General features: G+C 38.5%; 15 protein-coding genes. 9 read left to right on the top strand and 6 right to left on the bottom strand.

Features of this window, described 5'->3' with window-relative positions:
* Nucleotides 1–1,005: 1,005 nt before the first annotated feature.
* The 4 genes from idi to PR800_RS13170 all read right to left on the bottom strand — a co-directional run bounded on the left by idi (nt 1,006) and on the right by PR800_RS13170 (nt 5,384).
* Nucleotides 1,006–1,521, bottom strand: a complete 516-nt coding sequence (idi, locus tag PR800_RS13185) for an isopentenyl-diphosphate Delta-isomerase (RefSeq protein ID WP_102140312.1) — start codon at nt 1,519–1,521, stop codon at nt 1,006–1,008.
* 143 nt (nt 1,522–1,664) lie between these two features.
* Nucleotides 1,665–2,321 carry a two-component system response regulator NarL gene (gene narL, locus PR800_RS13180; protein ID WP_102140311.1) on the bottom strand — a complete coding sequence of 219 codons (657 nt, stop codon included), beginning with the start codon at nt 2,319–2,321 and terminating at the stop codon, nt 1,665–1,667.
* Nucleotides 2,322–2,339: 18 nt separating this feature from the next.
* On the bottom strand, nt 2,340–4,097 hold the full coding sequence (gene narX, locus PR800_RS13175; RefSeq protein WP_272531033.1) for a nitrate/nitrite two-component system sensor histidine kinase NarX: 1,758 nt from the start codon (nt 4,095–4,097) through the stop codon (nt 2,340–2,342).
* A gap of 372 nt (nt 4,098–4,469) precedes the next feature.
* The gene (locus PR800_RS13170; RefSeq protein ID WP_272531031.1) at nt 4,470–5,384 is read right to left on the bottom strand and encodes a DUF808 domain-containing protein; all 915 of its coding nucleotides are present in this window, start codon (nt 5,382–5,384) and stop codon (nt 4,470–4,472) included.
* A 295-nt stretch (nt 5,385–5,679) separates the two neighbouring features.
* Here PR800_RS13170 and PR800_RS13165 point away from each other — a divergent pair, with 295 nt between their 5' ends.
* Nucleotides 5,680–6,666 carry a glycosyltransferase gene (locus tag PR800_RS13165; RefSeq protein ID WP_102140308.1) on the top strand — a complete coding sequence of 329 codons (987 nt, stop codon included), beginning with the start codon at nt 5,680–5,682 and terminating at the stop codon, nt 6,664–6,666.
* A gap of 45 nt (nt 6,667–6,711) precedes the next feature.
* On the opposite strand, the gene uriH is transcribed toward PR800_RS13165, so the two are convergent.
* Complete coding sequence (uriH, locus tag PR800_RS13160; protein WP_102140307.1) at nt 6,712–7,656, bottom strand: uridine-preferring nucleoside hydrolase UriH; 945 nt, start codon at nt 7,654–7,656, stop codon at nt 6,712–6,714.
* A gap of 265 nt (nt 7,657–7,921) precedes the next feature.
* Here uriH and PR800_RS13155 point away from each other — a divergent pair, with 265 nt between their 5' ends.
* The 5 genes from PR800_RS13155 (at nt 7,922) to PR800_RS13135 (ending at nt 13,102) form a co-directional block, all read left to right on the top strand.
* Entirely contained in the window at nt 7,922–8,665 is a 744-nt protein-coding gene (locus PR800_RS13155; RefSeq protein WP_272531029.1) for a helix-turn-helix transcriptional regulator, read from the top strand.
* A 323-nt stretch (nt 8,666–8,988) separates the two neighbouring features.
* On the top strand, nt 8,989–10,293 hold the full coding sequence (locus PR800_RS13150; RefSeq protein WP_210844514.1) for an NAD(P)/FAD-dependent oxidoreductase: 1,305 nt from the start codon (nt 8,989–8,991) through the stop codon (nt 10,291–10,293).
* 49 nt (nt 10,294–10,342) lie between these two features.
* Nucleotides 10,343–10,711, top strand: coding sequence for a cupin domain-containing protein (locus tag PR800_RS13145; RefSeq protein ID WP_102140304.1), 369 nt, complete (start codon nt 10,343–10,345; stop codon nt 10,709–10,711).
* Between the two features lie 28 nt (nt 10,712–10,739).
* Nucleotides 10,740–12,233, top strand: a complete 1,494-nt coding sequence (locus PR800_RS13140) for an aldehyde dehydrogenase family protein (protein WP_272531027.1) — start codon at nt 10,740–10,742, stop codon at nt 12,231–12,233.
* Nucleotides 12,234–12,358: 125 nt separating this feature from the next.
* On the top strand, nt 12,359–13,102 hold the full coding sequence (locus PR800_RS13135) for an SDR family oxidoreductase (RefSeq protein WP_102140302.1): 744 nt from the start codon (nt 12,359–12,361) through the stop codon (nt 13,100–13,102).
* Nucleotides 13,103–13,110: 8 nt separating this feature from the next.
* Here PR800_RS13135 and PR800_RS13130 read toward each other — a convergent pair whose 3' ends face one another.
* A complete protein-coding gene (locus PR800_RS13130; protein ID WP_272531026.1) occupies nt 13,111–13,773 on the bottom strand; it encodes a LuxR C-terminal-related transcriptional regulator in 663 nt (220 codons plus the stop codon).
* A gap of 397 nt (nt 13,774–14,170) precedes the next feature.
* On the opposite strand from PR800_RS13130, the gene PR800_RS13125 reads away from it, so the two are divergent.
* The 3 genes from PR800_RS13125 to PR800_RS13115 are packed head-to-tail and all read left to right on the top strand — an operon-like array spanning nt 14,171 to nt 17,877.
* Entirely contained in the window at nt 14,171–15,661 is a 1,491-nt protein-coding gene (locus PR800_RS13125; RefSeq protein WP_272531024.1) for an APC family permease, read from the top strand.
* On the top strand, nt 15,636–16,250 hold the full coding sequence (locus tag PR800_RS13120; protein ID WP_272531023.1) for a DUF3156 family protein: 615 nt from the start codon (nt 15,636–15,638) through the stop codon (nt 16,248–16,250). The genes PR800_RS13125 and PR800_RS13120 overlap by 26 nt, the downstream gene beginning before the upstream one ends.
* A gap of 58 nt (nt 16,251–16,308) precedes the next feature.
* Nucleotides 16,309–17,877, top strand: a complete 1,569-nt coding sequence (locus tag PR800_RS13115; RefSeq protein WP_272531022.1) for an alpha/beta hydrolase-fold protein — start codon at nt 16,309–16,311, stop codon at nt 17,875–17,877.
* Nucleotides 17,878–18,057 lie beyond the last annotated feature (180 nt).

The raw sequence follows: 18,057 nt of genomic DNA, 5'->3' as shown, positions 1-18,057 counted from the left end.
AGCTCACATGTTGAAGGGGGCGGTGACTGCCGGTGATGGTAGTGGGGTGAGGGGAGCGAGGAGGAGCAATGGAGTGTATCAGTGTGACGAATGGACATTCTAGACGTAAAGTAGTGAGTAACAACTCACAGGTTATTTTGTGGAAAAAAATTTAAGAATATCACGTGAGTACTGTGGACTGGGTGTTTCTCCATCACGGTGATGAATGACATCACTTGAGCCAAAGTAGTAAGTAACAACTCACTTGTTGAGGTGGGGCGGTGACTGCCGGTGATGGTGGTGGGGTGACAGGAGCTAGGAAGAGCAATGGAAGAAAAGCGTTTGTATTGGCGTGATGAATGGATGTTTTAGATACAAAGTAGTAAGTAACAGCTCACATGTTGAAGGGGACAGTGGTTGCTGGTGATGGTGGTGGGGTGACGGGAGTTAGGAAGAGCAATGGAAGAAAAGCGTTTGTATTGGCGTGATGAATGGATGTTTTAGATACAAAGTAGTAAGTAACAACTCACTTGTTTCTTAACTAAGTATAGTTAATTTCAATAAAATCAAATAAGTATATTGAGTCGACAATTATCCATTGCTGGGGTGAATGTAATTGCTTGTGGTAAAGCAGTAAGTAACAGCTCACTTGTTATGGAAATATAAAAATATAGCTGGAAGGAAAGTAATAAAATGTAGAAAATAAGGTGGTAGTAATTTTCTAACTGATTAATTTTTATATAAAAATATGAGTTAGATTTATTGATAAAGAGAGTGGGTTAAATAAAAATTATCAATTATATTTATTGTTGAAGATAGGGCGGGAGAAAATATTAATTAATCTAACTTAAACTTAAACTTAAACTTAAACTTAAACTTAAATCAATACTATTACTAAGTGGAGTTTAATAATATTATGTTTATTACTTGAATATTTATAATGCTACAAATAGATATAAATATTCTTCATAATTAAAAATGAAGATTAGAAAGTTAAATTATCCATAAAAATGTTATAAAACATATTTATTTAAAATCTAATAAAGGAAATTCTTCTAATATCTTTTTGAACCAAGGTGTGAAAATTTCAGGAGTAAGAACGATCTCTTGTTTTAATTGAGGAAGGCTTACCCACCTTGTAGATGAGACTTCTTCTCTATTTGGTTGAATATATTGGTTATAATAACCAATAAAAATATGGTCATACTCATGTTCAATTAAGCCTCCCTGAACATCTGCTTTATAAATTAAGGAACCTATGTGCGTCAATGGAGTGACAAAACCTAATTCCTCTTGAAGCCTACGTTCAGCAGCTTTCTGAGTATCTTCATTTGGTCTAGGATGACTGCAGCAAGAATTTGCCCATTGTCCCGCTGAATGATACTTATGAAAAGCACGTTGTTGAATTAGTAGCTCATTTTTCTCATTAAAGATAAATACTGAGAATGCTCGATGTAGATGACCGAGCTGATGTGCCAATAGCTTTGGCATAACCCCAATAGGTTGGTCATGCTCATCGACTAAAATTAATTCATCTTTCATTTATATTATTTTCCGTTATTAAATGATTGCTCTAGTTTAGTATAATTAAAAATATAAGTTTGCATATTAGAGCTGTTTAATTATAAATATAATTATTTTTAACTCACAGCTATCATAAGGTGATATAGCTGTGAGAGTAAAAATTATTTTTGTTGTAAAACCCAAACTGCAGCTTCAACTCTTGATTTTAAATTGAGTTTTTTTAGTAAATGTTTAACATGTACTTTTACTGTGCTTTCTGCAATATCGAGTTTACGAGCTATCATTTTATTTGATAAACCCTGAGAGATCAGTTCTAAAATATCGGCTTCTCTTGGTGTCAATGAAGCAATATTATTATCATCCTGTGTGGTGTTATCTCTTAGTGATTCAGCAAGCACAGATGCTAATGTTGGGCTGACAACTAACTTACCGCTTGCAGCTTCTTTAAGGGCTACGATAAGCTCTTCAGGCTCCATATCTTTTAGTAAATAACCATCGGCACCTCTTTTTAGTGCATTGACTAAATCATCACTATAATTAGAAACGGTAAAAAGAATAATTCTACCTGATAGCTCTCGCTTCCTAAGTTCATCGAGAGTTTCAAAACCATTCATGCCTGGCATGTTGAGGTCAAGTAAGATAAGGTCAGGATCTTGCTCTTCAGCGATCTGTATGCCAGTTTTACCATCTCCAGCTTCACCGATAACTTGCAATGAAGACTCCAAACTAATCAATTGCTTGACTCCATTTCTTAGCATCGGATGATCATCAATAAGTAGAATGGTTGATTTTTCGTTCACTATATTTGTATTTTCCATAGATGATTTTCCGGTATGTTAAGCGTCAGATAAAGGGAAGGTAACTTTTACCTCTGTTCCACCTTGAGGCCTAGGTGTAATACAACAATTTCCATTAAGGCTTAATGCTCTTTCTCTCATAATAATAAGCCCATAATGGTTAAGTTTATCAGTATTTGACGTGATCCCTGTACCATCGTCAGTAACTGTAATGGTAACAATACCATCATACTGGTTTAATGAAACCTCAGCCCACTTTGCATTAGCGTGTTTTAAAATATTAGTTAATGCTTCTCGGACTATTTGTATTATATGAATAGATTGATGCGGTGAAATACTTTTCGCGGGTAGGTCGTAATTTAAGCCTATTGTATACCCTGTGCGTTCACTAAATTCACTAATAGTACTTTCTAATGAGGGAAGTAAACCCGGTTCCATTAATTTAAGCCTAAATGTAGTTAATAATTCTCTTAACTGGCTATATGCGGTATTAATCTCGCTACGCATTTCTGTTAACAGTTGTTGAGGTTTTTCTGGTAATGGCTCTGGCTGTAATTGCAGATAGCTAATTTGCATTTTTAAACAAGATAAAGATTGAGCAATCGAGTCATGAAGTTCACGCGCAATTGCAGAGCGCTCATCCATGATAAGTAACTGTTGCTGTTGTTCTATCTGGTGCTCCATGGCTAACATACCAGAGATTTGTTTAGCTAAAACAGAAACGAGGCTATTTTGTTCATCTGAAAGTATTTGGTTATCTTCAATCTCTCCAATAATAATGCCATAACGATGCATATTGTCTGATAAATCCCACTGTAAGCTGAGCGGTTTTTCGATTGAAGCTTGTTGTTCTAGCTGCGTTGTATTCACTTCTGATAACCCGGTTGAATGGCAGCATATTTCGTGAAAATATGTTTCGTTGCTTTCTTCATACAACCGTAAACTGAGATTTTTGAGTATGGTAATATTTTCTAGTTCAATAAGGACTTTTTGTAATCGCAAGTAGAGAGGATCTGATGAATGAAGGATTTGGCTTGATTGATATAAGTATGATAACACTTTATTTTTTGTGATTAAGTCTGCAGTTTTCTCTGCAACCCTTTCTTCAAGCTGATGATAACTTAGCGCTAATTCATCCGACATTTGGTTCAGAGTCTCTCCTAACGCATTTAGCTCATCTTGCCTATTATTTTTAGGGTAGCGTTGGCTAAAATCTTTTCGTCCAATCGCATTGACCATTGATAATAATTTAACCCATGGGTAATAAATTTTTTTTCTCAGGTGCCAGATAGTTCCCATCAGTAATAAGAATACTAAACTGATAAAAATCAGTTGTGTCATGGCAACATAAGCAATCTTTCTTTCCGTTTTCTCATCAATGTTATGAACTAATTCATCTAGTTTACTTACAAATGATATAACTTCGTATCTTGCATCATTAGGGGCATTTGCTTTCATTAATGAGGGTTTCAAGATATGTAGCCAGTAATTGTAGAGTTCATCAAATTGAGGCGTTAAATTTTCGATCTTTACAACTTGAGTCAGTTCTGGACTGATGAGGTCAGATTCTAATGCATCGAGATAACGCTGATTCTGGGTATTTAAAGGGACTAGAGAAAGTAATCTGTAGCTCTGCATTCGTAGTGAACCTGATTTATTTATTGCATGAGCATTACCTTGCACACTTATAATCATTCGATTGGAAATCGTCATCCCAATAATTCCTAAGATCGCAATAAGTAGCATTAGGCCGATCACTTGGTTAATGATTGAAAATCGACGATACAGCGTGGGCATGTGTCACTTCCTTAAAAAGTCGTACTAGTGAACTTAAAATGCATACTTCTAGTATTGTTCATAAAGGTTTGAATATTAAATATACTACTTTGGTAGTAATTTTTGGGATTTATAACAGAATAGTAAATAGAAAATAAAATTCTCTGTTGAGTTTTATCGTGTTATTTATTGATATATAAGATTAAATTTTATTTTGCTGTGAGTGAATTTACGTATTATAGCGTAAATTAAAGATGAGTTTCTTTTGATTTAGATCAGTTTAAATATCGAAGTAAATCAATATGTAAACTAATATACATCGAAAGTATTTTTGATAATCATATCAATGATAGAAAGAAGGGCAGCCCTAATGGATAGAGCTACCTTTTTGTTTTAAGCTTTTTTTAATTTTTTGAATAGTGAGATTATCGCAACAAGGATTAGACCTGTTACTAGCCCAAAAAATAAATTAATTATAGTTGGTAGGATAAAATGCATAGTACTACCAATGATCGGTGTTAAGGTTGCAGTAAACGATATTTCGGTAATCCATTCTGAAATATAGCTGATACCGTGGGTTAGAATACCACCACCGACCATAAACATCGCGGCAGTCCCTACAACAGATAATGTTTTCATCAGATAAGGGGTTGCATAAATCAATGAATTACCACATTTTTTTAATAAGGATGAAGTTTTCTTCTGTAAATAAAAGCCTAAGTCATCTAATTTGACAATCCCTGCAACTAAGCCATATACACCGATAGTCATTACGATAGCAATGATAGAGAGTACGGCCACTTGGTTGATAAAAGTGGTAGTGGAAACAATGCCTAGTGTGATAGCAATGATTTCGGCTGATAAAACAAAATCAGTACGAATAGCCCCTTTGATTTTTTTACTTTCAAATTCCTTAAGTTGTTCTTCTGATAACTGTAACTGGTTTTGGGAAACAGTATTTTTTACGTTAGAATGCAAGAGCTTATGAGTTATTTTTTCTGCGCCTTCAAAACAAAGGTAGGCCCCACCAACCATAAGTAGTGGTGTGATGGCCCAAGGAATAAAGGCACTGATTAATAACGCTAAAGGAACAAGTATTAATTTATTAATAAATGACCCTTTAGCGACGGACCAAACAACAGGGATCTCCCTATCTGCACGAACACCTGTGACTTGCTGGGCATTTAGCGCGAGGTCATCACCTAAAACTCCAGAGGTTTTTTTGGCTGCCATTTTAGTCATGACGGAAACATCGTCTAGTACAGCGGCAATATCATCAAGTAAGGTGAGTAAGCTACTTCCAGCCACAAGGGTATCCTCAATATTTTTTTAAGGTGTCATTAATGTTTATTAGGTCAGTTAATGGATAATTAGTTCACTACAACATAAGCCATATTTACAAATAAGATAATCCCACTGCAGTTGAAAAGTCTGAATTTTGAATTATTAAATTTTTATGACAATGGAACCAATATGATTTTTTCGTTTCTAAACTATTAATTTTAGTAAAATAACATACAGTTATCTACTATCTTACTTTATGTTTGGTTTAATTATTTAGTTTATAAATAATTTTTAATAGATTGGTATAGGGTTATAATACATGTCTTCTCAGCCAGTTTTGAGTATTGTCGTTGCTGTATATAACGGTGAAAAATTTTTACCTCAGTTCTTTGATAGCTTAATCGCACAAAAATTAGAAAATTGGGAACTGATTGTTGTAAATGATGGCTCTAAAGATAAAAGTGAAGACATCATTAAGTCTTATGCAGATAAATTTGTACATTTGAAAGTGCTTTATCAAGAAAACCAAGGTGTCTCAGTTGCTCGCAATACAGGGATGGTTGAGGCCACCGGGAAATACATTACATTCCCTGATATTGATGATGAAATTAGCTCACAAATGTATGGGCGCTTATTAGAAATCGCATTATCAAATAATCTCGATGTTGCAACCTGTAATGGGACTTATGTTTACACTAATGGTGATGCCCCAAAGGCAATTTTTCCACCGAATAAAGTCCCGTCAACTGGTGTCATTTCAGGTCCTGAATGGCTTGAAATTGGCTTAAGCTCTCGCAAGTTTTTGCATGTAACTTGGCTGAATTTATATCGTTTAGACATGTTGCGCGAACACAAGTTTTTCTTTGAACCCAAATTACATCACCAAGACATTCCTTGGACAACAGAAGTGTTGCTCGTGGCAAAGCGCGTGCAATTCATCAATGAACAATACTATCGATATTTAATCCATAACCAATCTGTTTCTCACTCATTGAGTGGTGATGAACGTTCAGTCCGTAAGATAAAAACCTATTTGAAAATTATTGATATGCTGTTAAATATTTACCAGCGTTATCCTGAACAAGTTAAACAAGCACCGGCTTGTCTATGGCAGGTAGGAAAAGAAGGCTTAGGGGTGATTCAAGCGCTATTAGCTATCAAATCACCAGATGTACAGAAAGAAATGGTACAACTATTTTTTGATAAGGGTTATTGGCAAATTGTGTGGGCACATGCAACTACAGTAAAATTAAAATGGCGATTAATTAGGCGCTACACAAAGCTAAAAGAAATTATCAAATCATAATTTGCGGAAAAGGTAGCTATTTTAATAGGCTACCTTTTTTGTTTTCTATTTTTCTAATTGCTTTAGAGAAGCAATAAACATATCCCATAACTGTGGGTTATCTAACTTTGTCGCAACTTGTGTGTGGCAATCTGCTTTAGCGGGGTGGCGAAAGTCAGTCACGGTCATACCTGTTGTTAAAGCGCCCTGTAGTTCGATATCAATCGGGGCTTTAATCGTTTCCATTATGGATGGGTCGATAACATAAGCAACAGCACATAGGTCATGAACTGGAGCATGGTCAGTATAGCCATTACGTCTGCGGTAACCAGCAGTGTAGTAATTTAGGGACTCAACAACAAAATCACTTACAGGTGTGTTTAACGCAGCAATTGTTTCCATTATTTGGTCGTCTGGCCTTGCTTGGTGTGTAAGGTCTAGCCCAATCATAGTGATAGGCCAAGTTTCATTAAATACGATATGAGCCGCCTCAGGGTCTATAAGGATATTGAACTCAGCGACTGCAGTACGGTTACCTGTATGGTAGCCTCCTCCCATTAATACCACTTCTTTGACTAACTCTACAATTTCAGGTGCTTTTCTTACTGCCAAAGCAATATTTGTGAGTCCTCCAATCGGGACGAGAGTCACCGTTTTAGGGGGATGTGACTTTAGCGTATCAATAATTAAGTCAACAGCATGGCGCGGATCAATAGGTAATTTAGGTTCGGGGAGGTGAGTGCCGTCAAGGCCTGTTGTACCGTGAACTTCTGGGGCTGTCTGAATGGTTCTCACGAGTGGTCGAGAGCAACCCGCAGCGATAGGGATATTATTTGCACTAACGAATTCCATAATTGCGCGTGCATTATGAGTAACTTTATCTAAAGTTTGGTTTCCGACGACAGTCGTTACCGCAAGTAACTCTATATTTGAATTGCCTAATGCTAAGAAAATTGCCATTGCATCATCATGGCCAGGGTCACAATCGATAATAATTTTATTTTTAGACATTATTTCTCCTTTTCTTAGGTTATTTACTTTTGATTAACATAATATAGGGATGAATTTATTTTTATGTGACGTAAGTTCTATTTTCATGAATGCTAATGTAATGAAACTATTCATTAGGGTAACTAATGAGGAGTGATGTGATTAACATATTAATAACAATCGTGTTGAGTTTATAAAGATAATGTGTTCTTTATGTAGTTTTAAGCAATATAAATGAAACCGCCTAGAGGGTTTTTATTAACGAGTTAATGATTGAGGAGGCAGAGTGGAGAACTATCTAGAAAGATTACCTGATGTTATTGATTCTGTTGCAACTAATCAGTTTTACCCTAATTTATTATCATGGTTGTCTTCACTTATTGCATTCGATAATGCGATTGTTTACTCCTTTGAAAAAGGAGTGCCACCCCGATTTCTTTCCAAAGTAGAGCGCCGTAATAGCGATAGTATTAACAGAATCTATCAACGAGGTGCTTATTTAATGGACCCATTCTACCAAGAAATCCAAAGAGGAGGCGCTTCCAAAGTGTTAACACTAAAAGAACTCGCACCTAAAGGATTTTATCATACGGACTATTATCTCAATTTTTATCGCAAAACGGGGTGGTGCGATGAGGCTGGGCTGTTATTAGATATTTCAGATGATAGGCAATTAGGTATTTTTTTTGGTAATGAAGATAGGCCTTTTTTCTCGGAAAAATATACGCAAGCGCCACTTAAAGATGCCTTCGATATCATTCGTAGTATGGTCAAACTTCATAAAGATATTTCTCCTTCTTCGGTGTCGAATCACTACCAAAATACAGATATGCAAACACGATTTGGGCTGACCCCCAGAGAGTGTGAAGTTGTCGAGTTAATTTTAGCGGGTAAAGGCTCACCACAAATTGCACAGGCGCTTTTCATTAGTTTAGGGACAGTGAAAAATCACCGTAAGAATATCTATCAAAAGTTAAGTATTAACTCACAAGTCGAATTATTTAACTTATTAATGAATAGGCTGAGTTAAGTACAAATTATCGTAATATATTGATTTGATATGGTTTTATGGGATGCTGTCTTTTTTGTTATTACGTTATTTTTTTTGATTTTGTCTAGATGGTCTTAATGAATTAAAATTAATAAACAATATTGTTAATATGAGAATAGTTTGTTAATTACTTGATTTTTTTGGTTGTTTAATATTTTTTGTGAATTTCGTTACTATTTAAATATTCTACTTGGCTCACATTTGTTAACTTTATGTTTCGAATGTCCCTAAAGGGCTATGTAATTGTTAATGTAAGGTTAAGATAATCGGGTTATCGAAAGATACTAAATAGGGTATCCATAATGAATAACCAAGTAGAATCATTGACTTACTATGCTGCAACGAAGAAGTATGACTTACGTTTTCCGACATTAAAGGAAGATCTTGATGTTGATGTCGTGATCATCGGTGGCGGCTTCTCTGGGATCCATACCGCACTAGAGCTATGTGAGAAAGGGATCACCAATATTGCTATTTTGGAAGGGCGTCATCTTGGCTATGGTGGTTCAGGGCGAAATGGCGGCCAAGTGATGGCAGGCATTGGTCATGATATCGATGCAATTAAAAAATATGTTGGGCCAGAGGGTTTAGAAACGATTTTTAAACTCAGTAATATGGGCGCGGGGATCATGCGTGATCGCATCGCCAAATATGATATTGATGCAGACTTTTGCCGTGGTTACGCATACTTAGGAAGCAACAAGCGCCAAGAAAAGACCTTACGTAGCTGGTTAAAAGACTTCAAGTCAGTTGATCCTGATGAAGAAATTGAATTTTACAGTGGTTCAGAACTAAAACAGATTATTGGTTCCGATGCTTATACCTGTGGTATCAAGCACATGGGTGGTGGGCATGTTCACTCATTGAATTTATTATTGGGTGAAGCGAAAGCGATTAGTGAAATATATGGCGCTAAAATATTTGAAAATAGCCAAGTATTAAATGTGGAGTATGGTAATACCATCAAAGTTAGAACTGCGATGGGAACAGTTAAAGCACAGAAAATGCTATGGGCTTGTGACTCATTTCTAAATGGTCTTGAGCCGACGCTTTACCCTAAAACCATTAATACTTACGCATATCAATTAATGACTGAAGAATTGCCTGATGAATTAATTGAGCAAATTAGCCCAATCCGTGGTGCTTATAGTGACATTCGCCCCGTTATAGATTACTACCGAGTAACGAATGAAAATCGCTTATTATTCGGTAGTTCAACGCATTTTCTTGAATACATTCCATCTGATCTTAAAGCATGGAATCGTAATTTAATGCTAAAAGTCTTTCCTTACCTCAAAGATGTCAAAATTGAACTAGCTTGGGGTGGACCGATGGCATGTAGTGCAAATTTATTTCCACAAATTGGCTCATTACCACAACATAAAAATGTGTTTTATGCACAGGGCTATTCAGGTTTTGGTGTTACGCCTAGCCAGATTGTGTGCAAAGTCTTGGCTGAAGGGATGGTAGAAGGTTCTCATCGTTATGACTTAATGAGTTCTATCCCGCACGCTAATATTATTGGTAAAGATAGCATGCGTAATGTGATTGTTTCACTGGCAAAAATAATGCATCAGACATCCGGTTATTGGCAAGGTCGCCGCTAATTCGTTATCCACTTAACTAGTTTATTTAAATCGATTAAAGGTAAAAATTATGATCAGTCCATTACTGTTAAACAAACCACTGCCAGAACTATTAAATATTGGTAGTGTGACAAACTTAGGTTCTGTGGTTGTTGAAGGCGACCCTCAAGCGAGTGTTGCGATGATCCACGGTGAACCAACGGATAACCTGACCTGCGGTATTTTTGCTTGTACTAAAGGTAAGTTTAAAATGGTATATCCATTTGATGAAATGGCGACAGTTCACGAAGGTTCGGTGAAGTTAACGGATGTGAAAACCGGTGTGACGGTTGAATACCATAAAGGCGATACATGGTTTGCTGCGAAAGGTACTGAAGTTTTATGGGAAATTGAAACACCACGCTTCGTAAAACACTACTTAGCTTGTGTAAATGCCTAATTAATTTCTATTTAGTGGAGTGATAACAATGAGCGAGTTAAGCCTATTACCAGAAGTCAGTGAGTTTTTGAAGCGCCAGCACGGTCATTTTATCAACGGGTTACCGGTTTCTGGCAAGGGCGATACTTTTTTTGATGTTGTTAACCCAGCCACAGAACAGGTTATCGCGAAAGTAAAAGAAGGGACCTTAGCAGAAGTGGATGCCGCAATGAATGCAGCTCATACTGCGTTTAAAGGGGGTTGGGCAAATACCACACCAATGGAAAGAGGGAATTGCTTAAACCGCCTTGCTGACTTGCTTGAAAAGCACCTTGAAGAGTTAGCCCAGTTAGAGACGTTATGTTCAGGCAAAACCATTCAATTATCTCGTTTTCTTGAAGTGGGGTCATCTGCGCAGTTCTTGCGTTATTTTGCTGGTTGGGCGACAAAAATCAGTGGGGAAACGTTGAATGTTTCATTGCCTTCTTTTAATGGTGAGAAATATTCTGCATTTACTCAGCGTGAACCCGTTGGTGTTGTAGCCGGTATCATTCCTTGGAACTTTTCTATTATGATTTCCATTTGGAAATTAGCCGCGGCTTTAACATGCGGTTGTACGATTGTGTTGAAACCAAGTGAATTTACGCCACTAACTATGCTCAGAGTGGTGGAATTAGCAAAAGAGGCAGGGATCCCTGACGGTGTCATTAATATCGTGAATGGCGGTGGTCGTGAGGTTGGGCCCGCACTGATCCATCATCCGCTTTGTTCTAAAGTGACATTTACGGGGTCTGTACCGACTGGGCTGGCGGTAGGGCGTTCAGCGATGGAAGGTAAATTAACCCGAGTCACACTTGAACTTGGTGGGAAAAACGGCGCAGCATTCTTAGCTGACCTCTCGGTTGAAAAAATTGTTAATGGGATTATTGAAGCGGGATATCTAAATCAAGGACAAATTTGTGCAGCTGCTGAGCGGTTCTATATTCCCTCTAAATTGATGGATGAAGTATTAGCGGAACTAAAAACACGTTTGTCTGCGATGAAAGTGGGTTCTCCATTAGATGAAACAACCGAGATGGGGCCGCTGGCAAATAAAGCGCATTATGAAAAAATCTTAGCTTTGTTTGAAAAGGCTCGCGAAGAGGGTAGTGAAATTATTTATGGTGGCCAGCCAGTTGCAGGTGCTGGGTATTTTGTGCCTCCAACCATTATTCGTGCTAATAGCCCGGATGATGTATTGATGAAAGAGGAAACATTTGGGCCAATAGGGACTTTCTTGAGTTACGATGATGAAGAAGAACTTATTGAGATGATGAATAGCACTCCGTTTGGTTTAGCTGCGAGTTTATGGACAAATGATCTCAGTAAAGCAATGCGCATGATTTCACGCATTGAAGCGGGAACCGTATGGGTGAATATGCATACTTTCCTTGACCCCGCAGTGCCATTTGGTGGCATTAAGTCATCAGGTATTGGTCGTGAATTTGGTAGTGCCTTTATTGAGTATTACACAGAGTTAAAATCTGTCATGGTGCGTTATTAGTTTCAATTTATATTCAATTAATCCACATTTCCCGGCCACCGTGCCGGGTTTTTTGTATTTTATAGCTATCGTTGCTTATTCGTGGTTATGATGAAAGCTCGTTATTATTCATTATGGGTAACAGTATGAAGAAAGTGTTGATTACAGGTGCTAGCCGAGGGATTGGTCGAGCTACAGCGATTAAATTGGGCAGCCTTGGTATGCATGTACTGATTAACTATAAAAATCACCAGCAAGCGGCTGATGAAGTTGTGCAAGAGATTCAATCTGCGGGGGGGATTGCAAATGCACTGCAATGTGATATCAGTGATGAAAATGATGTTGTTAAATTATTTGCAACCATCAAAGAACAATATGGTGACTTAGATTACTTAGTGAATAATGCCGGAATTTTATTTCAGCAGTGTCGTACAGAGATGCTGACTGCAGAGCGCATTAATCAGGTATTAGCCACGAATGTCACCGGATTACTGATTTGTTGTCGGGAGTTTATTAAACACGCCTACCATTTTAATCAATTCAAAGATAAAGCCATTGTGAATGTTTCATCTGCAGCTGCGCGTTTAGGTGCTGCAGGGGAATATATTGATTATGCCGCTTCTAAAGGCGCTGTAGATTCAATTACAAAAGGGTTATCACTTGAGCTTGCAGAAGTAGGAATACGTGTTAATGGCGTTCGACCCGGCTATATTTATACTCAAATGCACAAAGATGGCGGTGAGGAAGGTCGAGTTGACCGTGTTGCTTCGCAATTACCGATGAAAAGAGGGGGAGAACCACATGAGATTGCTGAAATCATCGTATGGCTGTTAAGTGGTGCATCTTCTTATGTTACAGGTTCAATTATTGATGCGGCGGGTGGCCGTTAGATTCATTATCATTTTTCTTGGCGAATGATAAACCCTGATGATACAAGCTCGGTGCGGTTTGTCACATTCGCTTTAGTGAAGATATTGCGTAAGTGAGTCTTCACTGTTGATAGTGAAACTCCCAATAATAAGGCAATTCGCTTATTACTTGCGCCTTCCCGTACTAAATGGATGATTTCTTGTTCTTTAGGGGTATAAGACACTAGCGAGTCGGGTAACACATCGAATGTCATTAGTTCCGCGACAGGCAAGATAGCATTTAATCGCATGATTTCTTGTTGGCTAAATGGGCTGTCTCGCAGTACCGAAATCCCCGCAATAATTTTATTTTTACGGCGAATAAATATTTCAGCCATATCAGTCATATTATTTGGCCGCATAAAATCATGGAAAAAAGCTTGATTTTGCTGGCATATTTCAGGATCCATTCTCACTAAGCGTAAGTCATCACCGCGAAAATGGTCAGGGTGCAATGGGTCAAATTGGTGAAAGTAAGCGAGATACTCTTCGTGCATTTTTGCCGGGATCCCATGAAGAACATAGTTACCTGGCTGGCAATGATCATTCACGAGGTAATACACCAAAGCAGAAACTGGAATAATATGTGCAATGGTATTTAGGCAGCAATCAATTAATGTTTGTTGATGAGGCTCGAATAATGGTGAATTCATCATATTCCCTTGTGTATTAATCGAATTATTATCATGCTCCTTAATGCCCTTAACATAAAGTAAACATATTAATAACGTGAGGTTGATAGCAGTATTTAAAACGCATAAAAACTCCACAAATATTGATTGGTAGCTTTTTGGTATCTTTAGAGGATTATTTATTAATATATTAATGAGTTAATTGCTTGCTACATATTGATATTACTTTAATTATTTTTATTTCCTCTCAAAGTGTGGGTACTTTTCGTGAGTTAAATTTTATTTCCCCTCTCTCTAGGTATCGTTCTTTAGAACGATAGCAGCCTGTTTAGGCTTATTTCTATAGTGGATGTGTAGTTACTTTGTTTTTACAAAAAATTCACATTCATGGCTGGGTAGAGAGTGAGAGGGATGTAAAATGAATTTATCCTCAAAATTGTCGACACATTTAGAAAAAGGGAAAGTTGGCTTTCCGACCACATTGGCGAGTTCTGCCGGCTTGATTATGGCTAGCCCCGTTATTTTAACCGTTACGAGTGGATTCGGTATAGGTGGTGATACGTTTGCCCTAGCCGTGCTACTTAGCTTCATTATGATGCAAGCTCAGCTAACCACATTTTCGGAGGCTGCAGCCATTCTACCAACGTCAGGCTCAGTATATGACTATATCTCTTGTGGGATGGGGCGGTTTTGGGCGATAACTGGCGCGCTTTCGGCTTATTTGATTGTGCATGTGTTTGCAGGAACTGCCGAAACGATCCTTTCTGGAATTATGGCGCTTGTTAATTTTGAGCATCTCAATACTGTCTTAGAAACCAGTAATTCGTCTTGGATGGTCGGCGTGGGATTAGTTGTCGCGTTTGGGATTTTAAATGCATTCGGCATTGAAGCCTTTGGTAAGGTTGAGGTTGTACTGACATTCGCCATGTGGTCTACGTTAGTGATTTTTAGTGTGAGTGGTTTGATATTGCCCTTTCATGTCGATATGGACGGCTGGTTTGGTCAGCCACTCAATACTGACCCAACATTGATTCTCAGCTTTGTTGGTATGGCGATGTTCATGTTTGTTGGGTGTGAGTTAGTGACACCAATGGCGCCTGAAATTAAAAATTCCGCTAAGGTGATCCCTCGCGCGATGACAACGGGCCTATTTTGTGTCGCGCTCTGTATGGTGTTATTCGGTGCAGCTTTAGCGAACCAAGTGGAAAATGAGGTCGTTGACCCGCAAACAGGCACTCGTTTACTGGAAACACCAATGGCAATCCCTGCATTTGCTGAAATTGTGATGGGTGAGTTTGGGAAGTATTGGATAGGTGTCGCATTATTATTGGCTGGTGGAGCAACCATTAATACGTTAATGGCAGCGGTTCCTCGTATTCTTTATGGAATGGCGCTTGATGGGGCATTACCACGCATCTTTGCTTATTTACATCCACGTTTCAAAACCCCAGTATTCGGCATTTTAGTGGCCGTGATGATCCCGTGTTTGCATGCTTTTGCTATTCAAGGCGACCTTGACCGTATCATTCCATTGGTACTGGCGGCGGTGTGTTCTTGGGGAACGGCTTACTTGCTGGTAACGATTTCAGTGGTGTTATTGCGTATTCGTCGTCCTGACTTACATCGTGCTTATCGTTCTCCTTTTTTCCCTATACCGCAAATTATTTCGAGTGTCGGAATTATTTTAGCTATTGTGTACATTACCCCACCGGGTATGAATAAATCGGATATCTATATTCCTTTTGCCATTATGTTAGGTTTAACCGCAGGGTATGCATTAATTTGGACCGTTTTCGTGCAGAAAGTTAACCCATTTAAACCCGTAGATGTTGAATCCGTTTTATCAAATTCCTTTGCCGATGAAGAAATGGAAGGAGGCCAACTTGAGCCATTACGTCACCTCGCCTAAACCGTCTTTGTGGGAAAAAATCGGTAAGCTCATTCAGCAACGTTTGCCTGCCGGATATCAAATAGGATTGACACTTAACCGTGTTGAAAAGGACATGGCGCCTTATCCATGTGAGTGGGGAGCACCCGGAGAGCTCCTTGTACAGCCTCAACCGGAGTTAACCATTGAGGTGACAGAGCGACCAAGAAAGTTGTTTCTTGCTTTCATTGTGTATAGCCGTTTTGCGGTGTCAGGCCAATGCACAGATAATATCAATGCAAAAATTGAAGTAAAAACCCGAGGGAGTATAAAGAAAAAACATATCCATTTCGTCTCAAAACAAATGGATGGACAGAGAGTTATTGAATGGCTGAATGAATACCCCATTATTAGGCAAACATTAGAAGAGCTGGAATTTAATCATTGCGAAATAGAGTTTAGCCATGGTCGTTGGCGTTGTGAAATCGAGCCTTACACCGCATCAGAAATGGTGAGCCGTATTCCTGCGACTCGCCGTTATTTGAGATTAGTACAAAAACAACGCTATTATTTATTGAGTGCGCTGCAGTTAATTAACCAATTGGTGGAAAAACGTGCTGTGAGCCATTGAGTTTAAAAGAGTTTTTTGATAGTAATAATTATTATCAATTGACTCGCTGGAATTTGATGTGAAATCTTTGCCTCTTTTAGGTTGTATGTTGCTGTCATCTACTGCAATGGCAACGCATTCTGACTGCATGCGTTTATCTGAGCTTTCCTTTGTTGAAGGGCTGCATGATAGCGAGGGCCATAGTTGCTTATCTTTTGAAGTATCACAGCAAGATTTTATAAAACAACGTGGTGAAGGCCTTTCCAAGGTCCTGTTATTGGACTCCAATAAACAGCCAGTGCGTGCATTGCAAGAGTATGGCTCGGTGCAAGAACCCCATAGCGCAGACTATGTCGTATCAGAAAATGGGGTTTATTATTTAGCATTGAATGGTGAGCCGGGTAAACCTTGGCAGTTAAAGTTTGATATCAGCGAGTACCAACCTTTAGCCATTAAGAAAGATAATGAACCTATTAGCCCGATGCTACAAAGTTTACTTGATGAACATTATCAAAATGGCGATACAAGCGCATTTTGGCAAGCTGTCGCCGCGCAAGGAACACCACTGGTTGAGGTGTTTTCAAATCGACAAAAACGCGTGACATTTCTTTGGCGAGGCGCGAAAGCAAATGCTTATATTCTAGGGGCACCGTCGGGTAATCACGAAAGAATGGCCCACTTGGCGGGAACGGATATTTGGTATCGTTCTTTTATCATTCCTAATGATACGTTATCGCAATATAAAATTGCACCGGATATCCCTTCTGTGTCAGAGGGCGGCTTTGCTCAACGTAAGGCGATTTTAGTCACTGCGCAGTCAGATCCTTATAATTCTCACGTTATTCCTTCGCAAAGTGTAGATAAATATAACCGTTTTTCGTTGTTATCATTAGTACCGAATATACGCCAATGTCATTTTCCTGATGTAGAAAACTGGCAGATGAAAGGCCATTTAGAGACATTTACGTTGGCGAGTCAGGTATTAAAAAATGAAAGAAAAATAACGGTTTACCAGCCTAATATCCCAATGGAAACCCCTGCACTATTGGTGCTATTGGATGGCCAAATTTACCTGCAAAACTATCAAATGGATAAATTCTTTGATAAGTGGATGGATCAAGGGAGTTTCCCAGCGATGAATATTGTGTTTGTGGACAGCATCAATTCAGCGCGTCGTGGTGATGAGCTTCCTCCTAATGATGCGTTTCCTAAGTTGCTGGCGGATGAACTTATGCCTCAGCTCGCGGAAATGGGAGTTCAAGCACCTGCAAGCCATACGATTATTGCAGGTTCCAGCTATGGAGGGCTTGGGGCGACATGGAATGCGTTACAGTACCCGGAAATTTTCGGTAATGTCATTAGCATGTCAGGATCTTACTGGTGGGCTCCGAAGGATAAAGACCCTGAATGGTTAATTCGTGAAATTGAAATGATGCCAACACAACCGATCCGTTTTTTCCTTGAGGCTGGCCTATTTGAACAACGTGGTAGTTGGGGGGGAATTATTCAAAACCACTACCGGTTATTCGATGTTCTAAAACATAAAGGTTATCAAGTTGATGCCATTGAACTCCCTAGTGGGCACGACTACGTTTCTTGGTGTGAAACGCTTTATGAGGGAACAAACCAACTTGCGTCACAATGGTAAATAGCCCTAACGCTCATTCATAAAAAGCAGCTTATATTTAGCTGCTTTTTCACATTTATGACAAACGTCTTCATTTCGCCATAAAAGCGTCATTCAACTGTCATCTGGCTCCTTTAGCATGCCTTTCATTATTTGAAATATACATCTTCTATTTTCATTATTGATTGGCAAGGAAACAGT

It is taken from the genome of Providencia sp. PROV205 (assembly GCF_028479505.1).
Lineage (GTDB): Bacteria > Pseudomonadota > Gammaproteobacteria > Enterobacterales > Enterobacteriaceae > Providencia > Providencia huaxiensis.
The sequence above is the reverse complement of the archived record's forward strand: the minus strand, read 5'-3'. Positions and strand labels throughout refer to the sequence as shown.